Annotated in this window: 13 protein-coding genes; 4 read left to right on the top strand and 9 right to left on the bottom strand. The window is 45.9% G+C overall.

Annotated features, from left to right (window positions below; translation table 11 throughout):
- Positions 1–195: 195 nt before the first annotated feature.
- Positions 196–279 (bottom strand): leader peptide SpeFL, encoded by an 84-nt coding sequence (gene speFL, locus SHEWMR4_RS21280; protein WP_227499260.1) that lies wholly within the window; start codon positions 277–279, stop codon positions 196–198.
- 500 nt (positions 280–779) lie between these two features.
- On the opposite strand from speFL, the gene SHEWMR4_RS19140 reads away from it, so the two are divergent.
- Genes SHEWMR4_RS19140 through SHEWMR4_RS21150 form a run of 3 tightly spaced genes read left to right on the top strand, consistent with a single transcriptional unit; the run spans position 780 to position 2,104 of the window.
- Positions 780–1,328, top strand: coding sequence for a YbhB/YbcL family Raf kinase inhibitor-like protein (locus tag SHEWMR4_RS19140; RefSeq protein ID WP_011624388.1), 549 nt, complete (start codon positions 780–782; stop codon positions 1,326–1,328).
- 17 nt (positions 1,329–1,345) lie between these two features.
- Positions 1,346–1,759 (top strand): hypothetical protein, encoded by a 414-nt coding sequence (locus tag SHEWMR4_RS21155; protein WP_227499215.1) that lies wholly within the window; start codon positions 1,346–1,348, stop codon positions 1,757–1,759.
- A 39-nt stretch (positions 1,760–1,798) separates the two neighbouring features.
- A complete protein-coding gene (locus SHEWMR4_RS21150; RefSeq protein WP_227499214.1) occupies positions 1,799–2,104 on the top strand; it encodes a helix-turn-helix transcriptional regulator in 306 nt (101 codons plus the stop codon).
- A 46-nt stretch (positions 2,105–2,150) separates the two neighbouring features.
- Here the strand turns inward: SHEWMR4_RS21150 and SHEWMR4_RS19130 are convergent, their stop codons facing one another.
- The 8 genes from SHEWMR4_RS19130 to SHEWMR4_RS19095 form a co-directional block, all read right to left on the bottom strand.
- The gene (locus SHEWMR4_RS19130; RefSeq protein ID WP_011624387.1) at positions 2,151–3,197 is read right to left on the bottom strand and encodes a porin; all 1,047 of its coding nucleotides are present in this window, start codon (positions 3,195–3,197) and stop codon (positions 2,151–2,153) included.
- Between the two features lie 156 nt (positions 3,198–3,353).
- Positions 3,354–4,319 (bottom strand): formate dehydrogenase subunit gamma, encoded by a 966-nt coding sequence (locus SHEWMR4_RS19125; RefSeq protein ID WP_011624386.1) that lies wholly within the window; start codon positions 4,317–4,319, stop codon positions 3,354–3,356.
- A gap of 9 nt (positions 4,320–4,328) precedes the next feature.
- Entirely contained in the window at positions 4,329–4,961 is a 633-nt protein-coding gene (locus tag SHEWMR4_RS19120; RefSeq protein ID WP_011624385.1) for a molecular chaperone, read from the bottom strand.
- Complete coding sequence (locus SHEWMR4_RS19115; RefSeq protein WP_011624384.1) at positions 4,958–5,506, bottom strand: 4Fe-4S dicluster domain-containing protein; 549 nt, start codon at positions 5,504–5,506, stop codon at positions 4,958–4,960. Before SHEWMR4_RS19115 ends, SHEWMR4_RS19120 begins: the two co-directional genes overlap by 4 nt.
- An 11-nt stretch (positions 5,507–5,517) precedes the next feature.
- Complete coding sequence (locus SHEWMR4_RS19110) at positions 5,518–7,719, bottom strand: molybdopterin-dependent oxidoreductase (RefSeq protein WP_011624383.1); 2,202 nt, start codon at positions 7,717–7,719, stop codon at positions 5,518–5,520.
- Positions 7,720–7,830: 111 nt separating this feature from the next.
- Complete coding sequence (locus tag SHEWMR4_RS19105) at positions 7,831–9,267, bottom strand: disulfide bond formation protein B (protein ID WP_011624382.1); 1,437 nt, start codon at positions 9,265–9,267, stop codon at positions 7,831–7,833.
- 210 nt (positions 9,268–9,477) lie between these two features.
- Complete coding sequence (locus SHEWMR4_RS19100; protein ID WP_011624381.1) at positions 9,478–10,440, bottom strand: LysR family transcriptional regulator; 963 nt, start codon at positions 10,438–10,440, stop codon at positions 9,478–9,480.
- Between the two features lie 382 nt (positions 10,441–10,822).
- Positions 10,823–11,746, bottom strand: coding sequence for an IS5-like element ISSod12 family transposase (locus SHEWMR4_RS19095; RefSeq protein WP_011622877.1), 924 nt, complete (start codon positions 11,744–11,746; stop codon positions 10,823–10,825).
- A gap of 212 nt (positions 11,747–11,958) precedes the next feature.
- On the opposite strand from SHEWMR4_RS19095, the gene SHEWMR4_RS19085 reads away from it, so the two are divergent.
- Positions 11,959–12,309 carry a YkvA family protein gene (locus SHEWMR4_RS19085; protein ID WP_011624380.1) on the top strand — a complete coding sequence of 117 codons (351 nt, stop codon included), beginning with the start codon at positions 11,959–11,961 and terminating at the stop codon, positions 12,307–12,309.
- Positions 12,310–12,354 lie beyond the last annotated feature (45 nt).

The following is a 12,354-nucleotide window of genomic DNA, read 5'->3' as shown; positions in this document are numbered from 1 at the left end:
TATAAATCGTCCTAGAATAAAATAGATAGATTTATTCCGAGAGAATTATTTGGCCGCAGCTTGGCTGCACTGACTAAAGAATGCTTTGATTTAGATGCGAGATAATAAACCTGCAAAAACAGTACGATAAGTGTATGCGCTTACAAGGGCAATACCACTTTAGACCTGTTAATTGGCCTACTACCTACGCGAGGATTAGCGAAGGAAGATGTATGAATGGTCGAAATAGTCACGTTGGCTTGGCATCATGATATGTCTGGTGCGCCGGATGTGAGCCATGATTTTTGATTTCCTCTTCATATACAACTCCATTATGAGATTAGAGAAAATGATTGATACGTTTTATTACGGTATGGAGTTTATCTGTGTGTTATCAATAAAAATATGATCAGTGTCGTATTTTTAATTAGCTGTAATTATTTATTTCAATATTTTTACCAAATTAAATACAGTCAATCATCCTTAAGTATCATTATCTAAATAACGAAAGTAAATATTGTCAAATTAATAATGAAAATTAAAAAGTGCATAAATTAATAAATGATAAATATCTTATTAGGCTTTAATCGCTGTATTGATTCATTTGGTGTTTTATAAAGTACGGCATATTTGAATAAAAATGCAGATAAAGTCTTTACAAAATCACTTAGGTGCTTAAAGATGACAAAAAGCCGACACTTTTTCTCAATTTTGAGCATTTAGGGAAGAAACTTGGCGTTTTGAGGCAGGTTTGCCACTTAAGACTGGCGTAAATTAGCCCTAATCTAAAGGAGATAATGATGATGCATTTACATAAGTGGATAGTCGGACTTGGGTTATTAACGGCGGCATTCAGCTCGGCGCAGGCCATGACCTTATCGAGTAAAGATATTGGCGAAGGTCAGCAATTATCGAATCAATTTGTTTTTAATGGATTCGGCTGTAATGGCGAGAATCTTTCTCCCGAACTCACTTGGAGTTATGCGCCAAAAGGCACAAAAGCCTATGCGGTGACGGCTTATGATCCCGATGCGCCAACGGGTAGTGGTTGGTGGCATTGGGCCGTCTACAATATTGGCGGCGAGCAACAACAGTTAGCCCAAGGTGCGGGCTCTAAAGCCAACGCCTTACCTCAAGGAGCGATTGCGCTGAAGAATGACTTTGGCACTACTGACTTTGGTGGCGCTTGTCCGCCGCAGGGGCATGGCATGCACAGATATATCTTTACTGTGTGGGCGCTACCTTCACCATTAGAGTTACCTAAAGAGGCATCTCCCGCGCTGTTAGGCTTTATGCTCAATGCGCAGGCCTTAGGTAGCGCTAAGCTGACCGCTGTGTATCAGCGCTAATAGTGTAGGGCTGATGTATGATCCGCATGTTTGAATACGACTCTAAACTGGCGCAGTCACTTTCGCGGGTACCAGTGCATCAGCCCTCGATTATCCGCGTGATCCAAGGCGAGAAGTCGCTGCTCTGGCAAGATGATGCCCTGGCCGTGAATGCTGAGCAGCTATTATTGTTACCCGCCGGAAGTCATATCAGCTTCGTTAATCGACCGATGAGCGGGCGCTATCGAGCGGTGCAACTCCTCTTACCCTATGAGTTACCCTCAGGCGTTACGCTGGCGGCAACCGATAGGATGATACCAAAGCCCACGCAAACGATTTCACGCTCGGTCGATTTTGCCTGGAATGCGTTGCTGCACAGCCTGACCTTGGCGCTACCCACATCGGTGCAGATGCATTATTTAGCCGCTTTGCTGCTGAGTCTGCCGCAGTAAGCGAGTGTCAATTGGCTTTACAGTCATAAGCCTGCAAATGTGAGCCAAGCGGTGCTGGGCTTGCTCGGACAACATCCTTCAGCCCCATGGCAGCAAGAGGACATCGCCGACAAGTTGCATATGAGCACTGCCAGTTTAAGACGTAAACTGGCGCAGGAAGATACTAGTTTTAGGCAATTACTCGCCGAAGTACGTTTGTGCCAGGGCCTAGCGCTGTTGCAAAATTCTACGGATTCCGTCCTGCAAATTGCTTTAGCCTGCGGGTATTTGTCGGCAGAAAAATTCTCGACGCGCTTTAAGCAGACCTTTGGCCTGACACCCGCCGCGTATCGCCGTACCCTATGATGAGTCTGAGTTGGGCAGAGGAGTGCCGTCCTTGGCAGGGTTTGAGTTAAGCTTTCCAGTTTAAATCGAAGTCATAGCGAACCCCGATGGCGATACTGTTATCTGTATCTCGGTTGTCATTGTCTTGATATAAGTACTCTGCATGCAGGCGCACATTGGGGGTGGGATTCCACTCTATTGTGGTATTAACACCTTGATAGTTAAGACTGCTTGGGTCGCTTACCCCATCGTCGAATTGGAAGTAACCCAGCTTAAGCTTGTAGTCCGGACCGAGTGGAAGGGCGAGTGCACTATCGAGACTATAGCCCTCTCTGTCTTCGCCTTGATTGAGTTGGTAGTCCTTATATTGATAGGCAACTGCAAGATAGACACCATTGGTAAAGCTATAAGCCATTGCAAAACCAGTAGTATTTTCTTTGCCAGTATTAAGATTGGACTCGAAAGTATCCTGTTCTAGGTAACTTAGCCCTAGGTGTAACTGTTGCCAGTCGAAGCCAATCCCAGCATTCAGCATATCTGCGCCACTGTTGGCCTCTTTGCTCTTAAATTGCGCTGATCCCATAAGGGTAAAATAGCCGATTTTGGCTTGATAAAGCGCGAGATTATCCGTAAAAAAAGGACTCTCCTGATTGTAGGCGAAAGGCGAGTTGGCATTATTGAAGATGTCGGTATATTCGGCGACTAGGCTATATTGTACGGGGCGTTGACGGCCGAGAGTGAATTGTCCCCAAGGAGAGCTTACGCCCGCAAAAGCTAAGCGTGCATCACCAAAGCTACCATCACCGTTCAGGTTTATTTTCCATTCACCTTGTGCCAGCAGTGCCCAGCCGGGGGCGAATTCAGTTTTACCCTTAATTCCTATACGTGAGAGTGCATCTCCGACATCCCAGTCGTCGGTCAAACTACTATCGCTATAGACCAGTGTGGGTCTCACAGAGCCGTAGAGGCTAAGTTCAGTATTTTGCAGTTGAGTTGTTTGTTGCTGTTCTAAGTGTTGTAGGCGGCGATCGAGTTGTTCCCAATCACTATTTTCTGCGGCCATAGTGCCAAAAGGCAGCGTGAGGCCGAGTAGCAGTAGCGAGGTTTTATTCATAATTTTCCCCTTATTTTAGGGTGTAACGGGTTTTTAAGATGCAACTAGCCCTGACCTTAAAGATCGCGGACATGAGTGTGGGTGACTCCCCCCGAATGGGGGGATACTGGCGTTATTGACTAACTTGGAGTTGCAGGGACTCCAAGCCGTCAGCTTTTACTTGCTTTTAGGTAACTTCTGGAACCAGAGATTGTGGTGTTGTTTAGCCCAGTTCTCATCACATTGTCCTGTGAGCATGCATTCCATACCGCCCTCAGAGATCACTGTGGCCATATAGATATGTACGACTGTGAATGCCCCGAGCACGAAAGCGCTCACGAGATGCAGGAGCAGGGCGAGATTGGCGCCATCTTTAGTTGCGACCAAGCTTGGGAACATCAAGACTAAACCCGAGCCAATCATCAGGGCACCAAACAGGGCAAAACACCAGAACCAAAGTTTTTCGCCCGCGTTAGCAAAGCCTGCATCAGGGTGTTTGCCTTTGAATGACCCAAAGTTGAGGTAGCCGCCGAGCGCCTTAAACCACCCTAAGTCGCAGGCTTCGGGGAGTTGTTTATTGGCCCATTTCACGACCATCACTAACCAACCCAATATAAAGGGGAAGGCCATAAGGTTATGAATGGCTACAGAGCTACCAATAAAACCGATCCAACGTTCAGCGCCCATATTGGGTTCTAACCAAAAACGGCCTGCGATCATCGCCAGTCCGGTGACGATCAGCAGTAGGCAGGCGATTGCTCCTATCCAGTGGAACAACACATCCATCCCACTCCAACGGTTGACTTTTTGGCCAGAGAAGCCTTGAGTCAGTTTTGCCTTGCCGTTAATTAAAACAAACAGGGCTAAGACGAAAAACATCCCAAAGAAACTGTAGGTCAGCAGATCGGCCCACCAAGTCGCTGGAGCAAGTGTTTCGAGATAGCCTTGATTAACAGGCGCCAAAGGCGCAGGAAACTCGGGTTGTAGTGGCATGCCACGAAGTTCGGGAATATCCCCTTGTACGGCGATTTCCTGTATGGGTTGCCATTGTTGAGGTTGGGGTATTAACGTTTCGCTCGCCAGTAGCGGTAAGTTGTAGATACCCGCAGTAAGACTAGTGATAGCAGTGATTAATCTTTTCATATTATACCCTTAAGCATCGAGTCGAGGCTTTTCAGATGAGGCATAGGCCCCTGCAATATTTAATCTGTTCGCCAAAAAGTCGGCCAGAGCCTTGGCATAGCAGTCCCAAAATTTGAGCTGAGCATTGTGTGACATTCCATTGGTGAAATCTTCAAACCAAGTACCGAGATGTTGCTGTAAAAAACGCTGTGCCATCTGGTTCAACTCACTGGCTACTGTGGGGTTGGTATTGCTATGGTGGTGACACAAAGCTTCGGCACAGAAGAGAAACTCCATTTCATTGCCAATGTAGTCAGCAGGTTCATTGAGTTTGTTATCTATTACTAAGCCGAGTTTTTGGTAAAACGAGGCCACAGCGGTGGTGTTGTCGGTGTTAAGTTGCCTTCCCCCATCGCGATATACAGACTCGTAAGGGGGGACTAACAACCGTGTCGGCCCAATACACATGCGGTTGAAATCACATTCGAGCTCCATCGGCTCAGCCAACCATTTACGAGCCTCTTGCAACAGCATGGGATATTGTTGGTTATGCTCTAACCAAGTGATCAGCAGTTGCAAGGTCTCGGGAGAAGAAGGGGTGAACAACATTCCCTTGAACGCCTGATAACCCGTTGCCACAGGACCAAAATCCGTTGATGTCATAGCCGTTCCTTAACGATCACCATGTTAGGTTTAGTGACGCAGTTACCGTAACCAATCCCTTGCTTGGAGACCGAAGTTTTTTGAGCGAGAAGTTGGTTGATACGGTCGGTATCGAGACATTTCACCGGGCAGCCATCGACACATGCAGGCTTCAGACCTTGGTCGATCAGTTCTATGCACATATTGCATTTAGCGGCTTTACCATCGGTTTTAAGCATGACGACAGCGTCGTAAGGACAGGCACTGACACACAGACCACAGCCAGTACATTTATCGCGGTTAAGCACGACGAGTCCGTCACTGCGAACGGTATAAGCTTGGGCAGGGCAGGCAATTAAGCAGGCTGGATTGCCACAGTGCATACAGGAGTGGCTTAGCCACACGTCTACCGCACCGTCATCGCGCTGCACTTCATATCTGTCGACTTTACGAAATCGTACGTCTTCTGGGAGTTCATTGTGGATTTGGCAGGCAATAGTGCAGGCTTGGCAGCCGACACAGTTCTCTTGTCTGAAGACGAATCCGAGTTGATGTTTATTTTCCATGGGGTTCTCCATCAGGCTTTAGCCAAAGACACGCGGGTTGAATGGTAGGCAGAGCAACCACCCATGTCGGTCAACCTGTCTGTTGTCAATGAGTTAGTACAACCTTCTGTGCCGTTAGGATTGAGTCTGAGCCAGTTACATTTGGGGCTCATTAAGGTCCCTTGGGGCACCCCTGTGGTAATCATGGCCACGAACTTGGCATCACCGCGGTGATTACTGAGTTGGACTCTGTCGTTGTTCTTGATGCCGTACGTCTTTGCATCTTCAGGGTTAATTTTCACGTAGTAGGCGGGAATGGCGCGGATGTATTTAACATTGTAGAAGGAGCTATTGACCCGCTGTGGGACGCCAGATGAGAGTAGGCGGAAGGGAAGGGCTTTTTCTCTGGCTTCCATCTCGTCTTCTGGCAAACCCCAATCGAGTACAGGGTGAAAACCTGCGTCAGCCATGAGCTGAGAACTAAATTCAATCTTGCCACTTGGCGTATCGTATTTACCATCGGCGAGTACAGGTTGGGGAATGTCTAGCTTGATGTATTTTTCCTTCATTAATCGCTCGTAGCTGACCCCCTTATAGTAAGGTGAATCTGTTGTTAGCAACTCGCGAATGATGTCATCGTTACTGGCTTTGAAGGCGGGATCTTCAAATCCCATGGCTTGGCCTAATTCACGGAAGAAGGTCCAGTTACACTTAGATTCTCCCAGCGGTTCAATGACTTTCTGACAGACCTGCACATAGTAGCCATGGTAGTCGCCGACGATATCATCGGTTTCAAATTGGCTGGCCGCAGGCAGGATAATATCGCAGTATTGCAGTGAGTCCGTCATGACCATGTCATGGCCGACCACAAACAGATCTTCCCGTTTCATACCTTCGATAACGGCATTGGTATCCGGTGCCACAACGACAGGGTTACCGTTATAGATAATCATGCCGTGAATCGGTTTACTCGGTTTGTCATGGCTGGTGGGATGTGTAGGATGAAGCGCCTTGGCAAGCTCCGTCATATTGATCCGCTGCGCATCAGGATTGGAGCGCATATATTTACCGCTTGCTTGGTATTGATTCAGCCCTCCGCCAGCATGGACGTTATCGTAGATTAACCCGTTACCACGCTTACCAAAGTTCCCTGTCACAGCGAGCAACATGGCTACGGCGCGTGACATGCGGGCACCGTTAAAGTTACGTTGGAAACCATAGCCCATACGCAACATGGTTTTTTCGTTTTCACCTAGTACCTTGGCAAATTCGAACATTTTTGCTCGAGGAACTCCGGTAATTGTCTCGATTTCGTCGTAACTGATCTCATTTAAGCGTTGCAATAGGGCGTCGTAGCCGATGGTCTGTTCTGCGATAAACTGATGGTTAACAAGATCTTTCTCTACAAGATATTTCATTATACCGGCGCAGAGTTGCACATCTGTACTGGGGCGAGGTTGCAGATAAATATCTGCCTGTGAACATAAAGGGGTCCGTTGTGGATTGACGGCTAACAGTTTGGTGCCGCGATCACGGGCTTGGTTAATGAGTTTGATTGCAATAGTGTTCGAGACGACTTCGTCATGTCCCCAGGTGAGGTACACATCACTGAGTAAGATATCCTCAGGATCAGGGCCTAGGAAGGTGCCATACAAGGATTCGAGTCCATCATAAGCGGCATAGGTACAGACTTTACGTTCAAGAATAGAGGAGCCGATACGGTTCCAGAAGCGTTCACCGGAAGCGGACATTCCAATGGCGCCATAATTACCAGAGTAGCTATAGGGTAGAATGGCTTCTGAGCCGTGTTCAGCAATTATCTGTTTGAAACGGCTTGATATTTTTCTGTAGGCCTCATCCCAACTGATCCGACGCCATTTACCTTCTCCTTTGTTACCAACACGTTCCATTGGATGTAGGATCCGGTCGGCGGCATAGGTGTACTGGACGTAGCTTTGGCCTTTTAGACAGGGAGCTAAACCGGTTTTGGCTTGTTCTTCTGCCCCAGAGACATAGGTCATACGCCCATCTTGTACTCTAAACTTGAGTAAACATCGGGCTGCACAGTTGCGTAAACAACTATGATAAACAACATCTCCATTGCGTTTTGCCAATAGACCTGTATTGGCACCTGGTTGTTTGGCATGTGCTATGCCGGGGGTTAACCCTGACAGGGAGGACAGCACAGCGCTTGCTGCAGCTCCCTGTAAAAACGTGCGTCTATCGATTTTCATCGTCATCACCCACCATTATTTGAACCTTAGGTTCGTTTTGATTATTGGCTTTGTGCCTTTTATATCGCCGGGGAACCGGCATGCCCCGAGAGAATCCCGGGGCGAAATTACTTACATCACATAGGTTTGTAGTTGGTTTTGCCCATTGATTTGGCTGATGGTTACCAGCTTGCCATCCTGTACTAACAGTCCTTGCGGATTGTTCGTGCCAGCCAGTTTGGCCATAGGCGCCACTTCGCCTGTAAGCAGATTGAGCTTAAGTACCTCGCTGCCATCATTGTTGAGGATCCAAGCTTGCTCACCTTGAACGCTGATGCCCGTTATCTGTGGTAATGCAGGGAGACCTTGCAGATTAGATTCGGCAGAGAGCGTCATATCTGTGTGGTCAAAGCGTGATAACACTAAGTGCTCATTGAGCGCATCGCGGGTCGTCACTGTGACAAATTGTGCGAGTGTATTGCTGTAACCCAATGCTAGGCTGTAGCTGGTTTTAGCGCGTACAGTGCTGAACTGGCCGCGAGCGGTTTCACCTATGCCATCGCTACTCTGATTGAAGTGGCGATAGTTCATCTCCCAGTTTTGTGCAGGATCTAGGGTCAATTCTGCCCATGCCTTATTGAAGCCCATCACCAGCAGGCTGTTGCTTGAAGTAAAGGTAACCCCCTGAAGCGTTTCGATATGCAGCATATACATGCCATCAATTTGAGCCTTGCTGAGGATTTGCATCTGCTTGTCGAGGATATAAACCCAATTATCCGTCGTCGTCAGGGCATAAATTTCTGCTTCGGCTTGATAGTCAATGGCAGTCACACGTCCACTTATCTCCGATGGCAGTACTTGTTCTGCAGCTAATTTCGCTCTAGGCACCTCCGCAAATAGCGGTTCTGTTAGTTGCCAAGTCTCAATATCTGGATTATCAATGGCATAAGCACCGCGGGCATTAGGTGCATAAGTTGGCCAATGATCGAGCTCCCAACTCATGAATTGAGGATTAAAAGAGACTCGGCCAGGGCTATCTTGACCTACGAAGGGAAGGGGGCCTGTTTGCGTAAAGGCTTGGACAATATTGCCACTGATCACGACTAGGAATACCCCACAGGCAATCTTTGGAAGTGTATCGAGTGGTTGCTTACCGTAGCCGTTACTAGGGAATTTATTACCCAGTGTGAGCATGAGTAATGCCACCACAATAAGCACAACGACAAACACGAATAGCGCCCAAGTGTAGGTATGAGCGCCCATGATTTTCAGTGAGAAACCTTGGCCAATATCACTGCCTAAATTGATAGAGGTATGAACTGAGGCCATAAAGGCACCATATATTCCAAGCCAAACTAGCGCAGCGATATATTTAGGTTTTAGGCCAAAGCGGACGATATAGAGTGCCGTTAGCGCCACTAAGATCATGGCAGTACGTTCTTGCCAACAGAAAGCACAAGGGTTATCTAAATAAATAAAACCGAAAATAAAACAAGCAATACCAACGGGTAATGCCATGATAATAATAGAAGCAAATGAAGCTAGCTTGTTAAATAAATGCTCTTTCATGGTAGCCCTTTAGTAATTGCCGATAGGAAGTAAAATGCCCCAAGACATCATTATCCAAATGAAGAAACTTAAACCAATGCAACCAAATAATAATTTGTCTGCGAGCGACTCTTTTTCTGGTTTTTTAAACACCAGATAAGCGGCAAATGCCGTGATGCAAAAAAGTGTGAACTCCATTAACTACCTCTTTATTGACGTGTGACTTATCTCTTAACTAGCTGAAGCTAATCGCCATTCTCTCTCTAATCCGTAAACGAGTTTTGATTTAACCCAGTTGAATGCGGGTGAATTATTTATATTTCCATAGAGAATGTAATTTCCAACTGCTCTTTGTTCGCTCCGGATTTCTTTAATATCTTTAATCATTTCATCTGTTAGTCGTCGGTAACTGATAGCGGGGATCATGTCGACAAATTGGCGGGTAAATTGGTTGCAACTAAGGGTGATACTGTTGGAATTGGCGAGCAATTGCATTGCTGTTGCTAGGCTGTCGGTATAACCTGCCATATCCATTTGTAAACCATTGTCACGGCAGAGATTGACTAATAATGGACAGCTGAGATCGTTATAGTTATCGATCTCTAATAAAGGGTAATGCGATAATTGCTCTAATGACATTTCACCCTCTAATATAGGGTGATTATGATTGGCCAATATGTAGATATCCCCGGTTTCAGAAAAGATTTCATTGTTGAGTCGACTATCGTCAAACCCCTCATAAACAACAACAAAATCAATATCTCCAGCGATCAGTTCATTATTGCAGTCATGGCTTAGGCTGCGAACATCAAATCTAAGATTGGGGGCTTCTGGTTGAATATAATTTGCGATTACTTTATGTACGGCATAAACGAATTCATCGTAGGCGCGTATTACAAAATGACCACCTGATTCACTTGGGGTGAAAACAGAATGTTGACGCTCTAGTAATTGATATTGTTCAACAAGATACTTGGCGTGCGGAATGAGCTCTTCTAACTTTTTAGTTGGGATTAATCCATGTGATTTACGAATGAATAATGAATCCATGAATATATCGCGTAGTGCATTTAATATACGCGTGACGTTACAGTTTGATAGACCAAGCTCTGTAGCGGCTATATTACCTTGACCATGTTTATAGACGGATAGTAAGACTCTAAGCTGAAGGTAATTTAGATTGTCTATTTTCATGTTAAGTAAACTCTTTGCAATATTTACGTATTACTATGAGTTCTTTGTGGGCTTGTTGCCAAGATTAATGTGGCATTATGTTCTGGTTAATTCTTTTATTTATGAGTTTCCTCCTGTTTTTAAATGATTGAAATAATCTTATTTCTGATGATGAAATTAAGTTTTATGGTGTTTAATAGTGAATGTGTGAATAGGGTCAAATATAAAGTTGAAAGATATATAGATATAAACATTTGTGATGTTTGTACTTGTGTTATCTATTCGTGTGTCGTAGGGAGGTTAAATCACAGTCGAAATAGGAACATGATTTGAAATTGAATGTTTGCTTGGCTTTGTTTCCTAAATCGAGTCAGCGAACGAAACTCTCATCATTGTTCAAATATCAAGCTATATAGTGGGTTTCAGGCATACCTAGCCCAGTGAGTTTGTTCAAAGCCCTAATCATCGCGTAAGCTTCTCCCACCTGAGCGTTATAATTTCGCATGCTCAACGTGCCTCCTAGCAGTTGTTTTATCCTGTACATTGCGGTTTCTGAGATTGAGCGGCGATGATAACCATACCGTTTTTTCCATTGCTTATTTGAGCCATGAAGCTGTTGCCAACTGACGGCTAAGTTTCGTGGATGCCCTTGTTCCCATAGCGCAGCACCTTCCCTAGGTGGAATGAGCACTAAAGCGCGTTTTCGACGAACGGCTTCGTGACAGGCTTTCGTGTCGTAAGCACCATCACCCGAGATATTGCGGATTTTTCGATGGGTTTGCTTAAGTAAATTGGGCATCACTTCAGCGTCTGTTACACCTGATAAACTGAGTTCTGCGGCAATAATTTCATGGCTATGTGTATCTACGGCAATATGCAGTTTACGCCACACTCTGCGCTTTCCATCTGTGCCGTGTTTCTTCACTTTCCACTCAGCTTCGCCATAGACCTTCAAGCCTGTCGAGTCGATAGCTAAGTGCTCAATGGCGCCGCGAGTCTTGGTTTTAAAAGCAATATTGACCGTTTTCGCGCGTTTACTGATACAGGTGTAATGCGGGCAAGATAATGGGATGTCACCCAGTTTAAACACCGAATTGATAAAGCCCTGTAAGGCTCTCAGTGGCATAGAGAAAATACGCTTAACCATCAACGCAGTGGTAATGGCTAAGTCGCTAAATAATTGAGGGCGACCTTTCTTGGGCGGCTCGACCTTGGCTTTCCACTTAGCAATTGCATCCTCATCAATCCAGAAGGTAAGTGAACCGCGGTTGATTAAGGCTTGGTTGTATTGCTTCCAGTTGGTTGTTTTATAGCGAGGCTTTGACACGGTTGATGGGTAAGTTGATAGGCGATGCCGATCAGATCTGCGGCTACGTTTTTAGTTCAACCTATTTAGGAAACAAAGTCTGTTTGCTTTATTCTTGTGCAAAAGTGTGGTTACTTATCCTTAATTACTCATGGGTTGCTAATTTAGAAAGGTAGAGCGTGGGTAGCTGTATTCGTTCGGCGCTTACGGGGCACATTTAACTGGAGGGATTTATGGCAGAAGAGCAATTCACTGAGACTGGTTTTTGGAACAAAATCAAAATGTTTGGTCGCCAAGCAGGGCGTGAAGTGGTTGAACGTGCCCTTTGGCTTTACTATGCGGCGCAAAAGCCCAATACGCCTAAGTGGGCCAAGTCGGTGATTTTTGGGGCCTTGGCTTACTTTATCTCGCCTTTGGATGCGATCCCGGATTTGACCCCTTTAGTGGGCTTTACCGATGACTTGGGCGCCTTAGCGGCAGCGCTCGCTATGGTTATGCTCTATATTGATGATGAGGTGAAATCCCAAGCGGCGGATAAGTTAGCGCTGTGGTTTGGCGATGAGCCTGCTGAGCCTAAGTCTTAGTCGCGAAAATGGCGGCATCTTTTAGGCTAAAAATATGATTTTATT

The sequence above is a fragment of the Shewanella sp. MR-4 genome, from assembly GCF_000014685.1.
Lineage (GTDB): Bacteria > Pseudomonadota > Gammaproteobacteria > Enterobacterales > Shewanellaceae > Shewanella.
This window is presented reverse-complemented; position numbering and strand designations above follow the sequence as displayed.